Origin of the sequence: Acidithiobacillus sp. AC3, assembly GCF_050261095.1 — a bacterium.
Classification (GTDB): Bacteria; Pseudomonadota; Gammaproteobacteria; order Acidithiobacillales; family Acidithiobacillaceae; genus Igneacidithiobacillus; species Igneacidithiobacillus copahuensis.
The window spans coordinates 81,246-102,966 of record NZ_CP189838.1; the positions used below are offsets into that span (position 1 = coordinate 81,246).

General features: G+C 61.1%; 20 protein-coding genes. 15 read left to right on the forward strand and 5 right to left on the reverse strand.

The window, feature by feature from the left end; all coding sequences use genetic code 11:
• The first annotated feature begins 14 nt into the window (after positions 1-14).
• Positions 15-371 carry a hypothetical protein gene (locus ACQAYK_RS00340; protein ID WP_483167698.1) on the forward strand — a complete coding sequence of 119 codons (357 nt, stop codon included), beginning with the start codon at positions 15-17 and terminating at the stop codon, positions 369-371.
• On the opposite strand, the gene ACQAYK_RS00345 is transcribed toward ACQAYK_RS00340, so the two are convergent.
• Genes ACQAYK_RS00345 through ACQAYK_RS00355 form a run of 3 tightly spaced genes read right to left on the reverse strand, consistent with a single transcriptional unit; the run spans position 351 to position 2,850 of the window.
• On the reverse strand, positions 351-1,616 hold the full coding sequence (locus ACQAYK_RS00345; RefSeq protein WP_483167699.1) for an ATP-binding protein: 1,266 nt from the start codon (positions 1,614-1,616) through the stop codon (positions 351-353). The genes ACQAYK_RS00340 and ACQAYK_RS00345 overlap by 21 nt on opposite strands.
• Complete coding sequence (locus tag ACQAYK_RS00350; protein ID WP_255789921.1) at positions 1,613-2,341, reverse strand: response regulator; 729 nt, start codon at positions 2,339-2,341, stop codon at positions 1,613-1,615. Before ACQAYK_RS00350 ends, ACQAYK_RS00345 begins: the two co-directional genes overlap by 4 nt.
• A complete protein-coding gene (locus ACQAYK_RS00355; RefSeq protein WP_483167700.1) occupies positions 2,338-2,850 on the reverse strand; it encodes a hypothetical protein in 513 nt (170 codons plus the stop codon). The genes ACQAYK_RS00350 and ACQAYK_RS00355 overlap by 4 nt, the downstream gene beginning before the upstream one ends.
• 195 nt (positions 2,851-3,045) lie before the next feature.
• Between ACQAYK_RS00355 and ACQAYK_RS00360 the strand changes: the two genes are divergently transcribed.
• From ACQAYK_RS00360 to ACQAYK_RS00385, 6 genes are all read left to right on the forward strand, one after another.
• Positions 3,046-4,473 (forward strand): TolC family protein, encoded by a 1,428-nt coding sequence (locus ACQAYK_RS00360; protein ID WP_483167701.1) that lies wholly within the window; start codon positions 3,046-3,048, stop codon positions 4,471-4,473.
• Positions 4,470-5,606 (forward strand): efflux RND transporter periplasmic adaptor subunit, encoded by a 1,137-nt coding sequence (locus ACQAYK_RS00365; protein WP_483167702.1) that lies wholly within the window; start codon positions 4,470-4,472, stop codon positions 5,604-5,606. The genes ACQAYK_RS00360 and ACQAYK_RS00365 overlap by 4 nt, the downstream gene beginning before the upstream one ends.
• Complete coding sequence (locus ACQAYK_RS00370; RefSeq protein ID WP_483167703.1) at positions 5,603-8,695, forward strand: efflux RND transporter permease subunit; 3,093 nt, start codon at positions 5,603-5,605, stop codon at positions 8,693-8,695. Before ACQAYK_RS00365 ends, ACQAYK_RS00370 begins: the two co-directional genes overlap by 4 nt.
• Positions 8,696-8,741: 46 nt before the next feature.
• A complete protein-coding gene (locus ACQAYK_RS00375) occupies positions 8,742-9,275 on the forward strand; it encodes a hypothetical protein (protein ID WP_483167704.1) in 534 nt (177 codons plus the stop codon).
• 85 nt (positions 9,276-9,360) lie between these two features.
• On the forward strand, positions 9,361-9,813 hold the full coding sequence (gene mscL, locus ACQAYK_RS00380; protein ID WP_483167705.1) for a large conductance mechanosensitive channel protein MscL: 453 nt from the start codon (positions 9,361-9,363) through the stop codon (positions 9,811-9,813).
• A gap of 15 nt (positions 9,814-9,828) precedes the next feature.
• A complete protein-coding gene (locus ACQAYK_RS00385; protein WP_483167706.1) occupies positions 9,829-11,376 on the forward strand; it encodes a DNA recombination protein RmuC in 1,548 nt (515 codons plus the stop codon).
• Here ACQAYK_RS00385 and ispH read toward each other — a convergent pair.
• Positions 11,324-12,274 carry a 4-hydroxy-3-methylbut-2-enyl diphosphate reductase gene (gene ispH, locus ACQAYK_RS00390; RefSeq protein ID WP_483167707.1) on the reverse strand — a complete coding sequence of 317 codons (951 nt, stop codon included), beginning with the start codon at positions 12,272-12,274 and terminating at the stop codon, positions 11,324-11,326. The genes ACQAYK_RS00385 and ispH overlap by 53 nt on opposite strands.
• Positions 12,275-12,326: 52 nt before the next feature.
• On the reverse strand, positions 12,327-13,058 hold the full coding sequence (locus ACQAYK_RS00395; protein ID WP_483167708.1) for a 16S rRNA (uracil(1498)-N(3))-methyltransferase: 732 nt from the start codon (positions 13,056-13,058) through the stop codon (positions 12,327-12,329).
• A 77-nt stretch (positions 13,059-13,135) separates the two neighbouring features.
• Between ACQAYK_RS00395 and ACQAYK_RS00400 the strand changes: the two genes are divergently transcribed.
• The 8 genes from ACQAYK_RS00400 (at position 13,136) to pyk (ending at position 21,686) form a co-directional block, all read left to right on the forward strand.
• A complete protein-coding gene (locus ACQAYK_RS00400; protein WP_483167709.1) occupies positions 13,136-13,966 on the forward strand; it encodes an inositol monophosphatase family protein in 831 nt (276 codons plus the stop codon).
• A 267-nt stretch (positions 13,967-14,233) separates the two neighbouring features.
• On the forward strand, positions 14,234-14,488 hold the full coding sequence (locus tag ACQAYK_RS00405) for a type II toxin-antitoxin system HicA family toxin (protein WP_483167710.1): 255 nt from the start codon (positions 14,234-14,236) through the stop codon (positions 14,486-14,488).
• Positions 14,485-14,823: a type II toxin-antitoxin system HicB family antitoxin gene (locus ACQAYK_RS00410; RefSeq protein ID WP_483167711.1), complete on the forward strand. Its 339-nt coding sequence runs from the start codon at positions 14,485-14,487 to the stop codon at positions 14,821-14,823. The genes ACQAYK_RS00405 and ACQAYK_RS00410 overlap by 4 nt, the downstream gene beginning before the upstream one ends.
• A gap of 160 nt (positions 14,824-14,983) precedes the next feature.
• On the forward strand, positions 14,984-15,931 hold the full coding sequence (gene glpX, locus ACQAYK_RS00415; protein WP_483167712.1) for a class II fructose-bisphosphatase: 948 nt from the start codon (positions 14,984-14,986) through the stop codon (positions 15,929-15,931).
• A 59-nt stretch (positions 15,932-15,990) separates the two neighbouring features.
• Positions 15,991-17,991: a transketolase gene (gene tkt, locus ACQAYK_RS00420; protein ID WP_483167713.1), complete on the forward strand. Its 2,001-nt coding sequence runs from the start codon at positions 15,991-15,993 to the stop codon at positions 17,989-17,991.
• 32 nt (positions 17,992-18,023) lie between these two features.
• The gene (gene gap / locus ACQAYK_RS00425) at positions 18,024-19,031 is read left to right on the forward strand and encodes a type I glyceraldehyde-3-phosphate dehydrogenase (protein WP_483167714.1); all 1,008 of its coding nucleotides are present in this window, start codon (positions 18,024-18,026) and stop codon (positions 19,029-19,031) included.
• Positions 19,032-19,046: 15 nt separating this feature from the next.
• Entirely contained in the window at positions 19,047-20,243 is a 1,197-nt protein-coding gene (locus tag ACQAYK_RS00430; protein WP_483167715.1) for a phosphoglycerate kinase, read from the forward strand.
• 6 nt (positions 20,244-20,249) lie between these two features.
• On the forward strand, positions 20,250-21,686 hold the full coding sequence (gene pyk, locus ACQAYK_RS00435; RefSeq protein WP_483167716.1) for a pyruvate kinase: 1,437 nt from the start codon (positions 20,250-20,252) through the stop codon (positions 21,684-21,686).
• The last annotated feature ends 35 nt before the right edge of the window (positions 21,687-21,721 follow it).

Here is a 21,721-nt window from a genome sequence, read left to right on the forward strand (position 1 = left end):
GCACGGGGGTGTAGATGAGCACGGACGCAAACAGCAAGGCATCGTGGATGGCGGTGGTCATCGTGATTCTCGCCATCATCGTCTTGGTGGGATTTTTCTTTCTGTGGCTGCATCCGGCCGGCTCTGGGGTCGCGCCCGTCGCCAGCAGCGCCAGTTCAGCGACGGCACTGCAGTCGGTAAGCCCTACCGGTAGCACGGTTTCGGTACCGGATTTTGTCGTCGCTCCCGGCATCTCCCAGCAGGGTACCATCGAGGGAGCGATTGAAGGCCGCTGCGGAAACATTGCTTGGCAAAAACTCGATCCCAAGGAGCTGCAGGAGTTGCGCAAACTCTGTCCGCGGCAGGCAGCCTCAGCGCAAAGGCAAGGTTAGGCGCACCCGTAAGCCGCCCTCGGTGGCATTGTGGAACTCGATGCTACCCCCGAGACGTTGCAGGATGCGCTGCACGATGGCGATGCCCAGTCCCGTGCCGCCGCCCCGCCCGGCCAGCGCGAAAGGCTTGCCAAGCTGCGTCAGGTTTTCCGCCGAGATGCCGTTGCCGTGATCGCGGACCTCAATACCTGCGGAACCCGCCTCCTGCGCGACGCGGATCTCGACAGGGGGCCGCCCGTGGCGGCGGGCATTTTCCACCAGGTTCTGCAGGACGCGGCGCAGCGCCACCGGGGTGATAGAGAGATAGAGGCTTTCGGATTCCGGCTCCTGCAGAAGCACATCGTCACCTTGCGATTTGACAAAATGACGCAGGAAAGCGATCAGATTGATCTCTTCGGCCAGTTCCTCGCGTCCACTACGGGCGTAATCGAGAAATTGATGTAGGATTTCGTCCATCTCCCACAAATTGTCGACCAGATCCTTCTGCAGATCTGCCGCCTCCTTGGGGAGAAACTCGGCGAGCATGCGCATCCGCGTCAAGGGCGTGCGCAGATCGTGAGAAACGCCGAGCAGAACCATCTCGCGCTCTTCCGCCAGTTCATGGCGTTCGCGCAGGGCGCTGTTCAGTTCGCCTGCCAGATGCTTGATATCCGCCGGTCCCTCTACCGGCAATACCACCGGCCCCTCGCGACCACGACTGGCGTTGAGACCTTGCACCAGACGGCGCAAAGGACCGGTAATCTGATGCACGATGAGGTAGGCACCCAGCAACGACAGCAGGAGGATGGCGCTGAGCTTGAACCACTGTGGTGACGGTCCTGGCGGGGGTTTGGGAATGGGCATGGCAACGGCGACATGGCTGTGGGAATCGGGATCAATCCACAGCAGATGATGCCTATTGTCGACCTGCACCTGGGCATCGGGCCATCCCATTCCGTGCAGCAGGTGCTCAGCGTTGCGCAGGATGGGATTACGCGGTGTATGGCCGCTCATCTCGTCTACGGGAAAGAAGGCAATGCCGATCTTGGCGAGGCGCGGGGCCAGCCATTCCGCCTCCCCGACATCCAGGGCGCTGCTCAGGGTCAGTATCTGCGCCCAATTTTGCGCCAGATGACGCGCCTGGGGATTGCCCAGATAGATGGTGAAGTACCAGTAGACCGCAAACTGACTGGCTAGCAGCAGTGCGCCAATCAGCAAAAAAATCCGTCCGAAGAGGGTATCGGACCAGAGACGCCAGAATTTCACGCGGGTTTGTCCGGGCTCCCCGCGTCGGGAACAAAGACATAGCCACGCCCCCAGACCGTCTGCAGATAGCGGGGTTTGCTCGAGTCATCTTCGATCAGCCGGCGCAGGCGGGAGACAAAGACATCGATGCCGCGGGGGCCCGGGATGTCCTCACTATGGCCATGGATCATGCCTAGGAGTTTGTCTCGTGACAGGGTTTGCCAGGGATGCTCGGCGAGGGCGCGAAGCAGGGCAAACTCGGTTTCGGTGATGGTGATTTCCTGTTTGCCCCGGTACAGGCGGCGATAATCGAGGGCGAGATGAAAGGGACCAAAATCGATGGCGCCGGGGCTGGGCTCGACCGTGCCGCTGTCCTGACTGCGGCGCAGCACCGCGCCGATTCGCGCCAGCAATTCTGCCGGCTCAAAGGGCTTGGCGACGTAATCATCGGCGCCGATGGACAGGCCCTGGATGCGATCATCGAGATCGCCCCGGGCGGTGAGCATGATGATCGGCAAGATAGATTCCTGCTGGCGTAAACGTTCACAAATCTGAAAGCCGTCCTCGCCGGGCATCATCACATCGAGGAGCAGGAGATCGTAGCGCTCCCGCTCCAGCAAACGGTCCATTTGCGCCGCCGAAGCGGCGCCGTGCACCGTGTAGCCCTGCGACTCCAGGTATCGCGTCAGAATGGCGCGCAGCTTGGCGTCGTCATCCACCAACAAGATGCGGGCATTGCTACTCACGGTTTGTGCCACCCTCCCCACTTCGGACCTTTTTCCATCTTCGCATAGATTGTCGTTACTTTCTGCCATTGTTCGGCGTTCAGCAACTTATGGACAAAGGCGACCTGGGCGATGCCACGTTGCAGCATGGCCTGATGGTCGGCCAGCACGGCGTTTTCCAGGGGTTTCAGGGCGCTGCCCGTCTCGCCGCGCAGGAGGGCGGTCTGCAGCGCGTGGTTATGACTCTCCATGGCTTGCCGTTGCGTCTCCCACTGCGCCTTCTGGTCCTTGCGCCAGGTCTCCAATTGCGATTCCTGCTGTGGGGTCAGTTTGAGTTCGATGGCGTGACGCCAGACGATGGGCATGAGCATGGGGACCGGGGCATTTTTCATCCACTCGGCGCGAGGGCCACCGTGCATCGGGCGCTGCATGGGGCCATGGGCTGGCGGTGGCATGTCTGCCGCCATGCTGGCCATCGGGGCCAATGCCAAAGCCGATAGGGTAAGGAGTGAAAAGGTGATTTTGCGCATAACCGGGTACCTCCGAAAAACGAGCTCTATCGCTCGGTGATCAGCCTACGCGTGCAGCCGCTCTCGAAGCCAGTGAAAAATTCTTACAAAAATCAACGTACATCGTTACAGACGTACACAATTTACGCGGGGCAGGATAGCTGCGTTGCCAGCCGATATCGTCGATACTATGGCAAATTTTCAGCTAGAGATGACATGGCGATGCGTTGGCAGTGGATATTCTCCGGCCTCTTTTTGCTGAGTGGGGCCGCGCAGGCGGGAATTGGCGTGGTCTTTGACGATCCTTTCTACACCGACAGTGGCTTGCCGCAGCACCCTGGACAGGCCTGGACAGGGGTGGCGCAGCAACTTCCTGCCCTGCCAAGCTCCCAAGACTGGCCAGCAGCGTTGGCGGATCGGACCTGGACCCTCCCGGAGCTGACGGCCTGGGCCCTCGCCCACAATCCGCAAACCGCTGCTGCCTGGGAAGCGCTGCGCGCCCAAGCGGCCGCCCTGGGGATGGCGGAGAGTGCCTGGCTACCCTCCGTCACTCTCAGTACCAGTGCCTCGCGTCGCCAGGCAGTGTCGACGGCCGGTTTCAGCGTGCCGGCTCGCAACATCGCCATGCCCAGCCTGAGTTTGAGCTATACCCTTTGGGACTTCGGTCTGCGCGCGGCCAAGACCGATGCTGCCCGTGCGCAGGAGTGGGTGGCCGGATATACGCAGAATCAGACCCTGCAGACGGTAATCTTTACGGTGACCCAGGCCTATTACCAGCTTCTGGGGGACCAGGCCCTGCTGGCGGCAGACGCCAAGACGGTGGCGGAAAACCAGAAGGCCCTGGAGGCTGCCGAGGTTTTGCATCAGGCGGGGCAGGCCACCATTGGCGACCTCTATCAGGCGCGCGCGTCCCTGGCTACCGCGCAGTCTACGTACGCGGCGCAGGAGCAGACCGTGCGCAGTGCGGAGGGTACCCTGGCCAGTAGTTTGGGCTTACCGGCCAGTAGCGTCATCCGCATCAGCCCGCTGGGGCCAGATAGCGCTCCCCCCAGTACCCTCAGTAGTGGCGTAGAGGACTTGATGCATGCGGCGGAAACGGCAAACCCTGCTCTGCAGCAGGCGCGTGCCCAGGTGGCCGTCGCCCTGGCCAACGTGCGCTCGGCCCAGGCCCAGGGCCTGCCCAGCCTGGGGGTGACGGGTTCCTACGGCTATCAGTTTCAGGGCGGTTTTCAGCCGGGCGATACCTGGAGTGTGGGCCTGACCCTGACCGTCCCGCTCTTCACCGGCTTCAATAACCATTATGCCGTGCGCGAAGCCGAGGCCACGGCGCGGCAGGATGCGGATACCCTGGCGGCAACGCGCAACAGCACCATGGCAAGCATCTGGCAGGACTACCATGGCTTTCAGGGCGATCTGGCGGCCTATCCGGGTGCGTCCAGCAGCCTTGCCAACGCGCGCAAGGCCCTCGAAGTGGTCCTGGCGCAATACAAGGTGGGACAGGCGACCATTCAGGATGTACTGCAGGCCGAATCCACCCTGGCGCAGTCCCGCTATACCCTCATCGCAAATCTCGTCAACAGCTACGTGGCGCTGGCACAGTTGAGTCAGGCCGTGGGCATGCCCGTAGGAGCAACACAACCGTGAAAGCACAGCGCTGGGGCGCCGCTACCCTGATCCTGTTTTTGCCTCTCGTCCTGACCGGTTGTCAGAAGACCGAGCGAGGCGGGCCGCCGCCCGTGCGGGTGACACTGGTCCAGCCCAAGCTGCAGGACATGGTCCATTACCAGAGTTTTCTGGGCACGGTAACGCCTCTGCAGACGGTAACCATCATCCCGCAGACCTCGGGCCAGCTCGCCAGCCTGTCCTTTATCCAAGGAGGGATGGTGCAGAAAGGTCAGACGCTGTTCACCATCAACCCAGCCCAGGCGGCCGCTACCCTGGCACAAGCGCGGGCCAACCTCGCTGCGGCCCAGGCCACGGCGCGCTACAACCAGACCCTGGTAGAACAGGATCGCCCCCTGGTCGAGAAGGATTTCATCACCAAGCAAAGCTTTGCGCAGGCGGTATCCCAGGCGCAGGCGAGTCAGGCGCAGGTGGCCGCCGATGCGGCGGCCGTGCAGCAGGCAGCGATCACCCTGGGGTATACGCGCATCACCGCGCCGATCAGCGGTCGCATCGGCATGGCATTGGTCAAGCCTGGCAATCTGGTGGTGGCGAATCAGACACAACTGGCCAGCATCAACCAGATCAGCCCCATTGGTATCAATTTCCAGATTCCCCAGAGTCTGCTGGGGGCGGCGCGCAACGCGAAGGATCAGGCCTGGAAGCTGCTCATCCAGGATGAAAAGCAGGGCAAGACCCTGGCTACTGCCACGCTGCAGGTCATCGACAATAGCGTCGCCTCGACCTCTGCGACGGTCAGCGTGCAGGCACAGGCGGACAATGCCAGTGCGGCTCTTTGGCCCGGGGAGTATGTGGAGGTCCAGCTACCGGTGCAGCGGGTCGCACAGGCCATGACCCTGCCAGTGGCGGCGGTGCAGCAGGGGACTAACGGCAATTTCGTCTATCAGGCGCCCAAGGGTGTCGTTGAGGCAACCCCGGTGCAGGTACTCTGGGAAGATGGCCAGACCGCCGTGATTTCTGGTCTGCCGGCCAACGCCCAGATCATCGATCCGGTGCCCGCCCGAGTCTATGCCGGTGTCCATGTCCTCCTGCCGGGCCAGAAGGCTGCGGCGGTTACGGGGCATGGTCACCATCATGCTTGGGGTGGTGCATGAATATTTCGGCGCTATTCATCCGCCGGAGGGTGATGACCATCATCCTCAGTCTGGCGCTGGTCATCTACGGTATCTTCGCCTTTCAGAGTCTGCCCGTGGCCCTGCTGCCGAGTGTGGATTTTCCGACGGTGCTGGTCTCCGCCAGCCTGCCTGGCGCGAGTCCGCAGACCATGGCCAGCAGTGTGGCAACGCCGCTGGAGAAGCAGTTTTCGAGTATCCCCGGATTGTCGGCGATGAGTTCCACCAGCAGTCTTGGGTCGACGCGCATCATCCTGCAATTCGATCTCAGCCAGAACATCGACGTCGCCACCCAGAATGTGGAGAACGCCGTTACCCAAGCGCAGCACCTTCTCCCGCCGGGCATGCCCAGCCTGCCCTTTGTGAAGCAGATGAACCCGTCGGCCGCACCCGTCGAGTTCATTGCATTGACCGCGCCGGATATGCCGATCTACAAGCTCAATGCCTACGCGGTCGACAAGGTGGTGCCGGCAATTTCCGGGATTCCCGGAGTGGCGCAGGTGGAGATCTTTGGCGAGCAGAATTATGCCGTGCGCATCCACGCCAATCCCTTTTCTCTACAGGCCAATAGTTTATCGCTGCAGGCCCTGAGCTCGGCGATTACCAGCCACAATGTCAATTTGCCCCAGGGTACCTTGCTCGGTACGGCACGCAACTATGCCGTCAATGTGCATGGCCAGCTGCATGATGCCGAGGCCTTCAGCCAGATGCCCGTGCAGCAGAACGGCGGCGCGGTGGTGCCGCTGGCCGACGTTGCTACCGTCAAAAATGGTGTCGACAATGACCAGATTGCTAGTTGGCTGGGTGGCCAGCGGGCCCTGATCTTGGCCGTGGTCCGTCAACCCAACGCCGATACGGTGGCCATCTCCGACGCCATCCAGAAACGCCTGCCCAGTTTTACTTCCGGCTTGCCCGGCGGCGCCAAGCTGCAAATCATCTACGACAAGGCCGATTACATCCGTGCGGCCGTGCAGGAAGTGGAGTACACCTTGCTTCTTGCATCCCTCTTGGTAGCGGGGGTGCTGTGGCTCTTCTTGCGTCGCGGCAGTCCGACCTTGATCGGTGCCCTGGCAATTCCTACCTCTATCTTCGGTACCTTTGCCGTCATTTCCTATTTGGGCTACTCCCTCAATACCCTGACCCTGCTGGCCCTGACCTTGTCCGTCGGCTTTGTGGTGGATGATGCGGTGGTCATGCTCGAAAACATTGCCCGCCATGAGGAGCAGGGGGAAGAGCCGGAGCAGGCGGCCTATGCCGGCAGCTCCGAGATCGGTTTCACGGTACTGTCGATGACGATCTCGCTGGCGGTAGTATTTTTGCCCTTCCTGATCATGGGCGGCATCATCGGCCGCCTGTTTCGGGAGTTTGGCGTGACCATCGCGGTAGTGATCCTGCTCTCTGGTCTGGTCTCGCTGACCCTCACCCCCATGCTTTGTGCCCGCTACCTGCAGGTCAAACACTCCAGCCCGTCGGCTTTTGAACGCTGGTTTGCGCGACTGCGGGCTTGGTATGGGCGCAGCCTGCGAAGCAGTCTTGAACACCGAGGATGGATCTATCTGGGCGCGGGTTTGAGCCTGTTGGCCATGATCGGACTTTTCTTTCTGCTTCCCAAAGGTTTCATTCCCCGGGAAGACAGCGGCATGATCATGGGCAATCTGCAATATCCGCAGGGGATTTCCTTCAGCCAGCTGGAGGCCGAGCAGCAGCGGGTGGCGGCAGCGGTCGGAAAGAATCCCGCTATCGAGTCGGTGATGTCCAGTGCCGGCCAAGGGGCGGGCGCCTTCGGCTCGTCCAATACCGGACGTCTCATCATTCGTCTCAAGCCCTTGGGGGACAGGCCCGGCGGCGAGACCGTCATTGCCCAGTTGCGGCGCACGGTGCAGCATTTTCCAGGAGTGGAGGCCAGTTTCATGCTGCCTCCCGCGATCCAGATGGGACCCGTCTCTTCGCAGTCCAACTACCAGTACACCTTGCAGAGCGAAGATCAGGATGCACTCGATGCGGCCGTTCCGAAGCTGGTGGCGGCCCTGCGTAAGGTTCCTGGCCTACAGGCCGTCAACAGCGACTTGCAGATAGCCAATCCGCAGATTGACGTCCATGTGCTGCATCGCCGGGCCCAGGCCTTGGGGGTGACGCCGCAAGCCATCGAACAGGCGCTCAATTTTGCCTTCGGCGGAACCCAGGTCGGGACGATCTATGCGTCCACCAATCAGTATGAGGTCATCCTTGATCTGGCGCGGCGTTTTCAGCAGAACATCGGCGCCTTGGGGGCGATCACCTTGCCGGGTACCGCTGGTCTGGTGCCGCTCTCGGCGGTGGCGAGCTTCGGCTACGGGGTCGGTCCCCTGAGCATCAGCCACTACGATGGTATCCCCAGCGTAACGGTCTCTTTCAACGTGGCGCAGGGAACCTCCATAGGGCAGGCGACGCAGGCGGTGCAGAAGGTGGCCGCCCAAGTTTTGCCGGCGGGAGTACAGGGCGATTTCGGTGGGTCGGCACAGGCCTTCCAGCAGTCCAGTTCGTCCCTGCCGCTCTTGCTGCTGGCCACCATCGCTTTGATCTACGCCATTCTCGCCATCCTCTATGAGGACTTCATTCATCCACTGACCATACTGACCGCACTACCACTAGCGGGCTTTGGCGCCTTGCTGGCGCTGTGGATTTTTCATCAGGAACTCGATCTGTTCAGTTTTGTGGGGATCATTATGCTGGTGGGGCTGGTGAAGAAAAACGGCATCATCATGGTGGATTTTGCCATCCATCGGCGCCGGGAAGGGGCCTCGGCGGTGGAGGCAATGGTCGATGCCTGCGTTACCCGCTTCCGCCCGATTATGATGACCAATCTGGCGGCGGTGCTGGGAATTCTGCCAATCGCCATTGGCATTGGCGCCGGAGCCGAATCGCGGGTGCCGCTAGGGGTGGCGGTGGCGGGTGGCATCATTGTGTCCCAGTTTCTCACCCTCTTTGTGACGCCGGCTTTCTATGTGTTCTTCGAGGGGCTCAAGGAGCGATTCTCGCAGCGTTTCGCGCGACATCGCAGTTCTTCGCCGGTGGAGGACGCAAGCTCATAAAAACTATGCTATAAAGGCGGCGCTAACGAAAGGATGAGGAACTTTCATGCGCAAATTACAAGTACCGCTATTTCTTCTTGCTACAGGCCTGTTGGGAGCCTGCGCGCAAATCCCGGCACCCGGCCCCAACTACACAGCGTTGGCGCAGTCCCGTGCGTCGCAGGCCGATCAGGCAGCGCAGTTGGCTCAGGAGAGGCTCGCAGCGGTGGCGACGCAGCGGAGGGCTGCCGAGAAGCAATTTTGTTCCTCTTGGCAACGTTCCCTTGATCTCGTCCGTCGTGACGCCATTGGCTGTGTCCATGCATCGCCGGAACAGCAAGGGGCCTGTTGGGATGCCGTTGCCAACTGGGCAGGGGCAAAAGGCGAATACTACTCTGCGCTGCAACGTCTGTTCGCCGGACACCCGTACGCCGAGCCGGCCCAGGCAGCGGGGAGTTTCTTTCAACAGACGCAGGCCTGGGCACAAAATTGCCGTGGCAATATCCAAGCTTGCCTGCAGGAGGCCGATCAATCGTCGATGCAGGCGCAAAAAGCCGCGGTCAACCGCTTTTGTGCAGCACAATCTGGCTCCCATGACTAGAGCAGGAACGAGACTTTCCCCCTGTTTTGCCCGCTGCTAGCTTGCTAAACTCAGGTAGCAGTCCAACAGAAACAAGGGGGGAAAGATGAGTCAGTTTTTCAAGGATTTCAAAACGTTCTTGCAGCGCGGTAATGTCATCGACCTTGCCGTAGCCTTTGTCGTGGGTAGTGCCTTTTCCGCCATTGTCACTTCGCTGGTGAAAAACATCGTGATGCCGCCGATCGGCTTGGTGCTGGGAAAAGTGGACTTCAGCAACCTCTTTCTTGTGCTGCACGAGGGCAAGACGCCAGGACCATACCTCACCCTTGTGGCCGCCGAAAAGGCCGGTGCGGTGACCTGGAACTATGGTCTATTCATCATGTCCATTATTAGCTTCCTGATCATCGCCTTCGTGATTTTTCTCTTGGTTCATAGCATTAATCGTCTCTATCCGAAACCGGCTGCCCCGGTCACGACCAAAGACTGTCCGTTTTGTGCAACGGCCATACCCCTGGCGGCCAGTCGTTGTCCCAACTGCACGTCGCAGTTGAGCTCCTGAGGGGATCGGTAGCCCGTGTCTGCCCCGGCATGGATCGTCGCTGCCTTTGGCATCGGCGTCTTGCTCGGGGTGCTCTCGTTTTGGTTCTGGTGGCGAGGCGAGAAGCGGCTCTTTCAATCTAAGCTCAGTGAGGCAGAGCAGCGGCTAGTCGGGCAGCAGGAAATCCAGTTGCAGGCGGAAAATGCGCTGCGACAGACGCGCGAAGAAGTCCGAACGCTCTCCCTTCAGCTACAGGAAAGCCGGATTGCCCTGGCCTCTGCTGAGGCGAGTCTCTCGCAACTGCCGCCACTGCGCGCCGAGCAGGCGCGGCTGCAGGAGGAAGTCACCCGACAAAACGCGCGCCTGGCCGAACTGCAGGAACGTCTGCTTCAGGAACGTCGGCAAGCCGAGGAAAAACAGCAATTGCTCAGCCAGGCCGAAGAGCGCCTGCGCGAGTCCTTTGCTGCCCTTTCCGGCGCTGCCCTGCGCCGCAATAACGAGGACTTTCTCCGGCTAGCGCAGGAGAATCTGGCCCGCTTTCAGGAACAGGCGCGGCAGGATCTGGAGGGTCGGCAAACTGCCTTCGGTCAGTTTGTTGCGCCCCTGCGCGAGTCTCTGGGAAAAATGAACGAGCGCCTGGATGGGCTCGAACAGGTACGGACTTCCGCCTACAGTGCCCTCATGGAGCAATTGCGCGGGCTGGTGCAAGACCATCTGCCGCGCCTGCATGAAGAAACCGCGGCATTGGTGAAAGCGCTGCGGCAACCAGCCGCACGCGGGCGTTGGGGCGAAATGCAGTTGCGGCGCGTGGTGGAGATGGCGGGGATGGTTGCCCATTGCGATTTCGTCGAACAGGCATCGATGTCCAGCGAGGAAGGGATTCAACGTCCAGATCTGTTGGTACGCCTGCCCGGTGACAAACAGATCGTTGTCGATGCCAAGGCTCCCCTGAACGCCTATCTGCAGGCGGTCGAGGCGCGCGACGATGCCGAGCGGCAAGGACATCTGCACAAGCACGCCGCAGAGCTGCGCACGCATCTGCAACAGTTGGGCAGGAAGGGCTATTGGCAGCAACTGCCGGGGAGCCCCGAATTTGTCGTGCTGTTCCTGCCTGGCGAGGATTTTTTTAGCGCGGCGTTGCAGGCGGATCCTGGCCTGATTGAATATGGGATGGAGCAGAAGGTGATCGTCGCGACGCCGACCACTCTGATTGCCCTGTTGCGTGCCGCCGCCTACGGCTGGCGGCAAGAAGCGGTTGCTGCCAATGCCCAGGCCGTCAGTGCGTTGGGCCGGGAGCTGCATGATCGCCTGCTTACTCTCACCGGGCATTGGGCTAAGCTTGGACGAAATCTGCACAGCGCTGTGCAGTCCTACAACCAGGCTACTGCGTCCTTGGAAACCAGGGTTCTGGTCTCCGCGCGCAAATTTCCCGAGCTGGGGGCGACCAGCGGCGATCGGGAACTCTCGCTACTCGAACCAGTGGAGCTGCAAGTGCGCGACTTGCAGCAGCACGAGGCAGGGGAAGCCGGAATTACGAGCGCTCCAGCAAGGGTTTCGCCTGCGCCAGAGCCAGAGGAAGACTGAAGGTTACCTTTTCTTCGACGCCGGGCAGCTCCTGCGGTGGTTGTGCACCCCAGGAGGCCAGCGTGTTGATGATGTCCTGCACCAAGGATTCGGGCGCCGAGGCCCCGGCGCTGATGCCAATACTCGGGTTGCCGGCAAACCACTCCTGGCGCAGCTGGCTGGCATCTTCAATCAGATGCGTGGCGGTGCCGAGGCGTTGCCCCAGTTCGGCAAGGCGACTGGAGTTGGAGCTGTTGGGTGCCCCGACCACCAACAGGATGTCGACCTCGGGCACGAGTTTTTTTACCGCATCCTGACGATTCTGGGTGGCATAGCAGATATCATCCTTCTTTGGGCCTTGAATCGCGGGGAAGCGATCTCGCAAAGCAAGGATCACTTCCGCGGTGTCATCCATGCTCAACGTGGTCTGGGTGATATACGCGAGGCGCTCGGGGTTGCGAGGCTGCAGACGCTGTACATCGGCCACGTCCGAGACCAAGTACATCATGCCGGATTCGACCTGGCCCATGGTGCCCTCCACTTCCGGGTGGCCAGCGTGGCCGATCAATACCATCTCCATGCCCTCCCGACTGTATTTCTTGACCTCCATATGCACCTTGGTCACTAGGGGGCAGGTAGCATCGAAAACCGTCAAGCCCCGCTCTTCCGCCCGCTGCCGCACGGCCAGGGGGACGCCGTGGGCACTGAAGATGACCGTTGCGCCGTCGGGAATCTCGTCGAGCTCTTCGACGAAAACCGCCCCACGGTTGCGCAGGTCATCCACCACATGGCGGTTGTGCACCACCTCGTGACGCACGTAGATCGGGGCGCCGAACAGCTCCAATGCCCGTTCGACAATTTGGATGGCACGATTGACACCGGCACAAAAACCCCGCGGATTGGCTAAGAGGATATCCATCGAGTTCGGCTCCAGACAATTTTCTGCATGGTCCGGCGCAACGGCCGCGCTGTCAACCAAGATCGCCCCAGCGGGCCTGTAAAATCGCCAGCGCGGCGATGGGAGCGGTTTCTGCCCGCAGGATGCGTGGCCCGCAGCGCCGCAGCGGAAACCCTCGATCTTGGGCTGCCTGGAGTTCCTCCGGAGCCAGACCGCCCTCGGGGCCCGTCAATAGCTCCACCTGGGTCACCTGGGGGCGGGACATTGTATTCAGGCCCTCTTCTGCGGCGCTATCAAATACCAAACAGGTGGGCGCATGCGGCTGTTGCAGATAGTCAGCCAGGGACAGTGCTGGGGCGAGGGCGGGCAGGCGGGTAGCCTGACTTTGTTCGGCCGCGGCGATGAGGATCTCCCGCCAACGCTTCTGCCTTTTTTCGCCTTGCGCCTCCGCCAGCGGAACCTGGCAGTAGCGGCTGTGCAGCGGTTGGATTCGCGCCACGCCAAGTTCGGTAGCCTTTTGCAGCAACCAATCCCAGCGCTCGCCCCGCAACACGGGCACCGCCAGGGTCAGCGCCAGGGGGCTGCCGGTATCGCGCAATCTTGCCTCTTCCACTGCCAGGAGCGCGGCCTTCCCCGTCACCCCGGTCAGTGTCGCGGCATACTCCCTTCCATCGCCGGTAAACAGAGTGAGCTCCTGTCCGCGACGGGCGCGCAGCACGCGCAGCAGGTGATGGCTGGGTGCTTCGGCCAGGGCAAATTCGCCTAGCTGGGGCGTGACTTCGCTGTAGAGATGGATGCGAGGCATGAACCTATTGTGGGCGATTTGTCCGTTCCCGCAAAGATCGGGATGACCTCAGCCGCACACTGATCTATCCTTGCGGCATGAAAGACTTGCAGCAAATCGATGGTGACTGGATCGGACAACAGCTACGCCGCTGTGCCGAGACCATCATACTGCCCGGCTATCAACGGGTGGCCAGTTCGCGCAAGCCGGATGGCAGTATCGTCACCAGTGCCGATCTTGACAGCCAGAGTTTCCTGCAGGAAGCCCTGCTTCGTCGCTACCCAGAGATCCCCTTGCTGGGGGAGGAGATGAGCGCTGCCGAACAGTCCGAACTGCTGCGCAGTGCTGAGCTTCTCTGGTGTCTCGACCCCCTGGATGGGACCAGCAATTTTGCTGCCGGAGTGCCGGTCTTCGGCATCAGTCTGGCGCTTCTGGACGCCGCCGGGCCCTTACAGGCGTGGATTTACGATCCCATGCGCGAAACCCTGTTTACCGCCCGGCGCGATGGTGGCGCCTTCGTGAATGGCACGCCTCTGCACACGCGCCAGGCTCCAGACCTGCGGGCCACGGTTGGCGTAGTGGATTATAAACGCCTAGCGCGGGAGCTGGCGCTGCGTTTGCTGACACAGCAACCGTTTCACAGCCAGCGCAATTTTGGCAGCTGCGTGCTGGAGTGGAGCTGGCTGGCGGCCGGGTACTATCACTTCTACCTGCACGGAGCACAACAGCTTTGGGACCGCGCGGCGGGGTCGCTGATTCTGCAGGAAGCGGGCGGCCAGATGAGCACCCTGGACGCTGTAGCCCTGCCACTGCGGGATCTACAGAAGACCTCGGTGCTGGCCACCTTGGATCCGCAGTTACACGCCGCTTGGCGGGAATACCTTGTTACCGCCGGTTCCGAATCGATGTTCTACTCGAAAGCAACGTAGTTTAAGTAAAGTAAGTCTGGCTAGAGACATGATCCGTCTGTACATCACTCGCGAGGAAGTATTGGTAGCATGAGGGTTCCGCACTTACGCAGGAAAACAATAACTCCCGGCGGCGAAGTACGCCATGACGATCAGAAAACGTCCAGGCGATCCCCTTCACAGCGCTGAGCAGGATTGCCACATGGCGAGACGCGGGGGTGCGCCGATGCGGCAGATGAGTTGATAGCACAATCTTGAAAGAAGCTATCACAGTGCTACCATTGCGCTATGAACAGCAAGCATAAAAAGACGCTCGAAGCGATCTTTGCCGATCCGGTCAACGGAAATCTGGCGTGGGGCCGGATCGAGCCGTTGCTTGTGTTGGTGGGATGCCGGGCGATTGAGGGAAGCGGGTCTTCCGTGACGTTCGAGAAAGACGGATTGCGCGCGTATTTTCATCGTCCGCACCCCGAGAAAGAGGCATTGAAGTACCGCGTCAGGCTGGCGCGGGAGTATCTGGAGAAGATTGGAGTGACCCCATGAACAACGCGATGACGTACAAGGGCTACACCGCCAGCGTCACTTACGACCCGGAGGACGACATCCTGGTGGGTCGCGTGCTGGGCATTGCCGACATCATCGGCTTTCATGGCACGTCCGTAGCCGAGATCAAGACAGCTTTCCACGAGGCGCTTGACGACTACATCGCCGCTTGCGCCGAGCTGGGCCAGCCCGCGGATAAGCCCGCTTCAGGCAAATTGATGGTGCGCATCGATCCTGGCATCCATGCCGCAGCTGCGAAAGCCGCCGCGCGAGAGGGGCAGAGCATGAACAAGTGGGTTGCGAAAGTGCTGGCCGAAGCGGCTGCGCATCATTGACCGGGGGGTATGAACACGATTGGCGGCTGCCGCGTGGGTTCACGCGGCGATTGCCGCACGATCTGTCCGGAGCGGACCCTGTCAACCGATTGAGTTCCCAAACAGTCCCGCTTGATTTATCCTTGGGTCTATTTCTATCGCCACCTCAAGGACGTCCCCTATGGCCACCATCCGCAATTTGGCTCTGAGCCTCCTCCCTGTTACCGAAACGGCAGCGCGCGCTGCTAGCAGCTGGATTGGGCGGGGAGAAAAAGAGCAGGGGGATGGTGCTGCGGTGGACGCGATGCGTGCCGCTCTGGCGCAAGTGCCCATGCGCGGTACGGTGGTCATCGGTGAGGGCGAGAAAGATGAAGCCCCGATGCTCTACAATGGGGAGACCGTCGGCTCCGGTACGGGTCCCGAGGTCGATATCGCCGTCGATCCGGTAGAAGGGACCACGTTCATGTCGTATGGCATGCCGGGTTCCATCTGCGTGCTGGCCGCCGCTCCCAAGGGCAGCATGTTCCGCCCTGGCCCGGCCTTCTACATGGACAAGCTGGTGGTTCCGGCGCCGGCGCGTGGCAAGATCGATCCTGAGGCTCCTATGAAGGACAAGTTGCACGCGCTGGCCAAGGCGCTGGGCAAGGATGTCAAGGAGCTGCGCATCTTTTTGCTGAAAAAGCCGCGTCATGATGGCATGATCAAGGAAATTCAGGCCGCCGGCGCCACGGTGCGCCTGCAGACGGATGGCGACGTGAGTGGCGGCATCATGGCTGCCCTTGGCACCAAAGTGGATGCGATGATGGGTGTTGGTGGCACCCCCGAGGGCGTGATCACCGCCTGTGCCGCGCGCGCCATGGGCGCCGATATGTTTGGTGCACTGGCGCCGCAGAAGCCAGGTGAGGCAGAAGCCATCGCCGAGGCCGGTCTCAAGGTAGGCCAATGGATTGGCCGCGATGAGCTGGTGGCCAGCGATGACGTTCTCTTTGTTGCCACCGGCCTGACCAGCGGCGATATCCTGGATGGTGTATCCCGCTCGCATTTCTTCGTCGAGAGCGAAAGCCTCGTGATTTCTGGTCACGACGGCATCCTCCGCCGGGTGCGCACCCACCAGCGGGCCGACGACTGATTTTTTGAAACTAGCTGCGGCGCCCGGCTTCACGCTGGTCGCCTCTCTGAGGAGCCTATATGACCGTATCTCGTACCGAACTCGCCAACGCCATCCGTATCCTTGCCATCGATGCCGTGCAGAAGGCCAACAGCGGCCATCCCGGCATGCCCATGGGAATGGCGGATATCGCCGAAGTACTCTGGAACGACTTCCTGGTCCACAACCCCGCCAATCCGCATTGGGCGGGGCGTGATCGCTTCCTGCTCTCCAACGGCCATGGTTCCATGTTGCAGTACGCTTTGCTGCACCTGAGCGGCTACGATCTCTCCCTCGACGACATCAAGGCCTTCCGTCAGTGGCACAGCAAGACGCCTGGTCATCCCGAATATCGCGACACGCCGGGAGTCGAGACCACCACCGGTCCCTTGGGTCAGGGGGTAGCCAACGGCGTCGGCATGGCCCTGGCCGAGCGCCTGCTGGCTAAGCAGTTCAACCGTCCCGGTCACGAGATCGTCGACAACTACACCTATGTCTTCCTGGGCGATGGCTGCCTCATGGAAGGGGTCTCCCACGAGGCCTGTTCTCTGGCCGGGGTTTGGGGTCTGAACAAGCTTATCTGCTTTTATGACGACAACAACATTTCCATCGATGGCCACGTGGACAACTGGTTCGCCGACGATACCCCAGCGCGTTTCGAGGCCTATGGCTGGCACGTGATCCGCAATATCGACGGCCATAACTCTGAGGCGGTCAAGAAGGCCATTGTCGAGGCGCGTTCCCAGAAGAATAAGCCCGTGCTGATCTGCTGCAAGACGGTGATCGGTGAGGGCTCGCCGAACAAGGCCGGAACCCATGACGTGCACGGTGCGGCGCTCGGCGCTGACGAAGTTGCCGCCACCCGCAAGCATCTCGGCTGGAAGTCCGACGAGGCCTTCTTTGTGCCGCAGGAGATCTACCAGGACTGGGATGCACGTGCCAAGGGTAAGGCTGCGGAATCGAACTGGCAGGAGAAATTTTCTGCCTACCAGGCGGCCTTCCCCAAAGAAGCGGCAGAATTCGAGCGCCGGTTGCAGGGCAAGCCGAGCGCAGAGTTTGACGCAGCCATCGCCAAGGTCATTGCCGATTTCCGTGCCGAGTCGCCCAAAATCGCCACCCGCGTGGCCTCTGGCAAGACCATTCAGGGCATCGCTGCCTCTTTGCCCGAATTCATAGGCGGTTCTGCCGATCTGAGCCCTTCCAACAATACCCGCTGGAAGGAAGCGGAAGACATCGGCAAGAACAAGGTGGACGGTAATTACATCCACTACGGCGTGCGTGAGTTCGGCATGTCGGCGATCATGAATGGCGTCACCTTGTATGGTGGCTTCCTGCCTTTTGGTGGCACCTTCCTGATCTTCTCGGATTACAGCCGCAATGCCATCCGCATGTCGGCCCTCATGGGATTGCGCGTTGTCTACGTCATGACCCACGACTCCATTGGCCTGGGTGAAGACGGTCCGACCCATCAGCCCATCGAGCAGGTCAACAGCCTGCGCTTGATCCCCAACCTGCATGTCTGGCGTCCGGCCGACGCGGTAGAGACCGCGGTTGCTTGGGAATCTTCGGTGCGGCAGGAGAAGACTCCCAGCCTGCTGGCCCTGAGTCGTCAGAATTTGCCTGCTCTGGCGCATACGGATGCCACGGTCGATGGCGCTCGTCGCGGCGGGTATGTCGTCAAGGATACCGCGAGTGGCAAGCCCGCTGGTATTTTGATTGCCAGCGGTTCCGAAGTGGAACTGGCGCTGGCGGCGCAGAGCAAACTGGCCGAGCAGGGTGTCGAGGTACGCGTGGTGTCCATGCCCTGCCAGGAGCTCTTCGATGCGCAGGATGCGGCCTACCGCGAGAGTGTGCTGCCCGCTGCCCTGAGCAAGCGTTTGGCGGTCGAGGCCGGCACCACGGGCCTGTGGTACAAGTACGTGGGCCTGCAGGGCGCGGTGGTCGGGATCGATCACTTCGGCGCCTCGGCCCCGGCGCCGACCCTCTTCGATAAATTCGGGTTTACCGTGGATAACGTCGTCGCACGGTTCCAGACCCTGTAAGACTTTCATTTTAAAAATCTGAGGAGTTTGCAATGACGATTCGTGTGGGTATCAATGGATTTGGGCGTATCGGCCGCATGGCCTTCCGTGCGATTGCCAAGGAAGCCGAATTTGCTCATTTGGAAGTCGTCGCCATCAACGACCTGCTATCTGCCGACTATCTGGCGTATATGTTGCAGTACGATTCCGTGCATGGCCGTTTCGCTGGTGACGTGCGCGTCGAGGGGAATAGCCTGATCGTCAACGGCAAGACCATCCGCCTGACGGCAGAGAAGGATCCGGCGGAGCTCAAGTGGGGCGATGTGGATGTGGATGTCGTCATCGAATCCACGGGCTTCTTCCTGACCACCGAGACCTGTCAGAAGCATATCGATGCGGGTGCCAAAAAGGTAGTGCAATCGGCGCCTTCCAAGGATGACACTCCGATGTTCGTCTACGGCGTCAACCACGCCAAATATGCGGGCGAAAAGATTGTCTCCGCGGCCTCCTGCACCACCAACTGTCTGGCACCGGTGGCCAAGGTGTTGAACGACCACTTCGGCATCAAGCGCGGCTTGATGAGCACTGTGCATGCGGCCACGGCCACCCAGAAGACCGTCGACGGTCCTTCTGCCAAGGACTGGCGCGGCGGCCGCGGCATCCTCGAAAATATCATCCCTTCCTCCACTGGCGCTGCCAAGGCAGTGGGCAAGGTGATCCCCGAGCTCAACAAGAAGCTGACCGGCATGGCGTTCCGCGTGCCCACCTCTGATGTTTCGGTCGTGGATCTTACTGCGGAGCTGAACAAAGAGGCCAGCTACGAAGATATCTGCAAGGCGATGAAGTCCGCCAGTGAGGGCGCCCTGAAGGGTGTTTTGGGCTATACCGAAGATGCTGTGGTCTCGACGGACTTCCGTGGCTTCTCCTCTCCTTCCATCTTCGACGCCAAGGCCGGTATTCAGTTGGATCCGACCTTCGTCAAAGTGGTGTCCTGGTATGACAACGAGTACGGCTACACCTGCAATATGCTGCGCTTCGTCAATCACGTGGCGAGCCACTGAGGCGGGAGGTAGCCCATGCAGATCCTGACCTTTGCGGAAGTGTGCAAGCGCGGTGACGCGCAGGGGAAGCGCGTCTTCATTCGTGCCGACCTCAACGTCCCGCTGAACGATGCTGGGGAAATCACCGAGGATACCCGGGTGCGGGCCTCGGCCCCGGCGGTGCAGATGGCGTTGGACGCTGGTGCGGCAGTGATGATCACTTCGCATCTTGGACGGCCCACGGAAGGCGAATTCCAGGAGCGGGACTCCCTGGCGCCCGTGGCGAAACGCCTGTCCGAGTTGCTCGGCAAGCCGGTGCGGCTGGAGCAGAATTGGGTGGATGGTGGCTTTGCGCTGCATCCGGGTGAAGTCGTCATGCTGGAAAACTGCCGCCTGAACAAGGGCGAGAAGAAGAACGACGATGCCTTGGCGCAGAAATACGCCAAGCTCTGCGACATCTTTGTGCACGACGCCTTCGGTACCGCTCACCGCGCCGAGGCCAGCACGTACGGCATCGCCAAGTACGCGCCGATTGCCTGCGCTGGCCCCCTGCTGGCGGCAGAAATCGATGCCATCAATCGCGCCCTTGCCAATCCCAAGCGGCCTTTGGTAGCCATTGTCGCCGGTTCCAAGGTCTCGACCAAGCTCACCATCCTGCAGAGCCTGGCGGACAAGGTTGATGGGCTGATTGTCGGCGGGGGTATCGCCAACACCTTCCTGCTTGCCGCTGGTCTGCCCATTGGCAAAAGCCTGGCGGAGCCCGATCTTGTCGAGGAAGCGAAGAAAGTCATCGCCAAGATGAAGGCGCGCGGTGCGGAAGTGCCGATCCCCGTCGACGTGGTGGTCGCGGATCGCTTTGCCGCCGACGCCAAGGCCACGGTCAAGGCCGCTACAGACGTCAGCGCCGATGACATGATCCTGGACATCGGGCCGAAGACAGCCGCTCATCTTGCCGATCAGCTCATGAAGGCCGGTACGATCGTGTGGAATGGTCCGGTGGGCGTGTTTGAGTTCGACGCTTTCGCCAGCGGTACCAAGGCCATTGCCGAGGCCATTGCGGCTAGTGATGGTTTTTCCATCGCCGGTGGTGGCGATACCTTGGCCGCAATTGCCAAGTACGGCATTGCCGATCGCGTCGGTTACATCTCTACCGGTGGTGGCGCTTTCCTCGAGGTACTCGAGGGGAAGACCCTGCCGGCCTTCGAGATTCTAGAGGCTCGTGCCCGGGGGTAGGCCCATATGATTCGCCGCACCAAGATTGTTGCGACGTTAGGACCGGCGAGCAGCTCCGCCGAGGTCATCGACCGATTGATTGAGGCGGGCATGGATGTCGTGCGTCTCAATTTCTCCCATGGCAGCGCCGAGGGGCACCTGCGCACGGCGGAACTGGTGCGGGAACGGGCACGGGCCCATGGCCGTGCCATCGGTGTTCTCGCCGATCTGCAGGGACCGAAGATCCGCATCGGCAAGTTTGCCGAGGGCAAGATCCAATTACGCGAGGGGGACCCCTTTATCCTCGATATCCACTGCGAACTTGGTGACCAGACCCGGGTGGGGGTGACCTATCCGCAACTCGTCAAGGACGTCGAGCGCGGCGCGACCTTGCTGCTCAACGACGGCATGATCGTGCTCTGGGTGGACAAGGTGCAGGGCAACGAAATCCACACTCGCGTGGTGCAGGGTGGCGAACTCTCCAACAACAAGGGCATCAACCGGGCGGGCGGCGGGCTGACGGCTCCCGCCCTCACCGACAAGGACCGGCAGGACATCATTACCGCTGCGCAGCTGGAGGCGGATTATCTTGCGGTTTCCTTTCCGCGCAGTGGCGCCGACATGGACGAGGCGCGGCGGCTGTTTCGGGAAGCCGGTGGTCATGGTGCACTGGTGGCCAAGATCGAACGCGCCGAGGCGGTGGAGGCCATCGAGGACATCCTGAAGGCTTCCGAGGCGGTGATGGTCGCCCGCGGAGACCTGGGCGTCGAAATCGGCGATGCTGCGGTGCCGCCAGTGCAGAAGCGCATCATCGCCATGGCACATCGCTATCATCGCATCACCATCACCGCAACGCAGATGATGGAATCGATGATCCATCAGCCGATTCCGACGCGGGCAGAAGTATCGGATGTTGCCAATGCCGTCCTCGATGGTACTGACGCGGTCATGCTCTCCGCCGAGACGGCCTCCGGTCAGTATCCTGTGGAGGCGGTGGCGGCCATGGCGCGTACCTGTCTCGAAGTCGAGCGGCAGATGCCCTGTGATGTCGATGAACCGTTCTTCGACCGAACTCTGGAGCGGGTGGACGAGACCATTGCTGCTGCCGCCATCCTTGCCACCCAACGCGCGCCAATTGCGGCCATTGCCGCCTTCACCGAGAGCGGCTCGACGGCATTGTGGCTGTCGCGGGCCGACTCGCGGGTGCCGATCTACGCGCTCACACCGCAGGTCTATACGCGACGCAAGGTGACCCTGTATCGTGGGGTACATCCGGTCAATTTTCCGCAGAGTCGTCACGATGATCCCTTGCAGGTCATGCGCTCGGCGGAAGATGAGTTGCGCCGCCGCGGCGTCGTGCGGGATGGCGATTTGATCCTGATTACCATCGGTGAGCCGATTGGTGCGCCGGGGGGGACGAATACCCTGAAGCTGGTGCGCGTGGGCGCGGCCAGCCAGATTTGAACCGTAACTGTTTTTTCTACTGCTAGTGAGGTAAC

Excerpts from the sequence above, each read along its gene's own strand:
- ispH (WP_483167707.1), bottom strand. The coding sequence starts at position 12,274 with ATGGATATCCTCTTAGCCAATCCGCGGGGTTTTTGTGCCGGTGTCAAT.
- pyk (WP_483167716.1), top strand. The coding sequence starts at position 20,250 with ATGATTCGCCGCACCAAGATTGTTGCGACGTTAGGACCGGCGAGCAGC.
- glpX (WP_483167712.1), top strand. The coding sequence starts at position 14,984 with ATGGCCACCATCCGCAATTTGGCTCTGAGCCTCCTCCCTGTTACCGAA.
- ACQAYK_RS00355 (WP_483167700.1), bottom strand. The coding sequence starts at position 2,850 with ATGCGCAAAATCACCTTTTCACTCCTTACCCTATCGGCTTTGGCATTG.
- ACQAYK_RS00400 (WP_483167709.1), top strand. The coding sequence starts at position 13,136 with ATGAAAGACTTGCAGCAAATCGATGGTGACTGGATCGGACAACAGCTA.
- ACQAYK_RS00405 (WP_483167710.1), top strand. The coding sequence starts at position 14,234 with ATGAACAGCAAGCATAAAAAGACGCTCGAAGCGATCTTTGCCGATCCG.
- mscL (WP_483167705.1), top strand. The coding sequence starts at position 9,361 with ATGAGTCAGTTTTTCAAGGATTTCAAAACGTTCTTGCAGCGCGGTAAT.
- ACQAYK_RS00370 (WP_483167703.1), top strand. The coding sequence starts at position 5,603 with ATGAATATTTCGGCGCTATTCATCCGCCGGAGGGTGATGACCATCATC.
- ACQAYK_RS00360 (WP_483167701.1), top strand. The coding sequence starts at position 3,046 with ATGGCGATGCGTTGGCAGTGGATATTCTCCGGCCTCTTTTTGCTGAGT.
- ACQAYK_RS00410 (WP_483167711.1), top strand. The coding sequence starts at position 14,485 with ATGAACAACGCGATGACGTACAAGGGCTACACCGCCAGCGTCACTTAC.
- tkt (WP_483167713.1), top strand. The coding sequence starts at position 15,991 with ATGACCGTATCTCGTACCGAACTCGCCAACGCCATCCGTATCCTTGCC.
- gap (WP_483167714.1), top strand. The coding sequence starts at position 18,024 with ATGACGATTCGTGTGGGTATCAATGGATTTGGGCGTATCGGCCGCATG.
- ACQAYK_RS00375 (WP_483167704.1), top strand. The coding sequence starts at position 8,742 with ATGCGCAAATTACAAGTACCGCTATTTCTTCTTGCTACAGGCCTGTTG.
- ACQAYK_RS00340 (WP_483167698.1), top strand. The coding sequence starts at position 15 with ATGAGCACGGACGCAAACAGCAAGGCATCGTGGATGGCGGTGGTCATC.
- ACQAYK_RS00395 (WP_483167708.1), bottom strand. The coding sequence starts at position 13,058 with ATGCCTCGCATCCATCTCTACAGCGAAGTCACGCCCCAGCTAGGCGAA.
- ACQAYK_RS00430 (WP_483167715.1), top strand. The coding sequence starts at position 19,047 with ATGCAGATCCTGACCTTTGCGGAAGTGTGCAAGCGCGGTGACGCGCAG.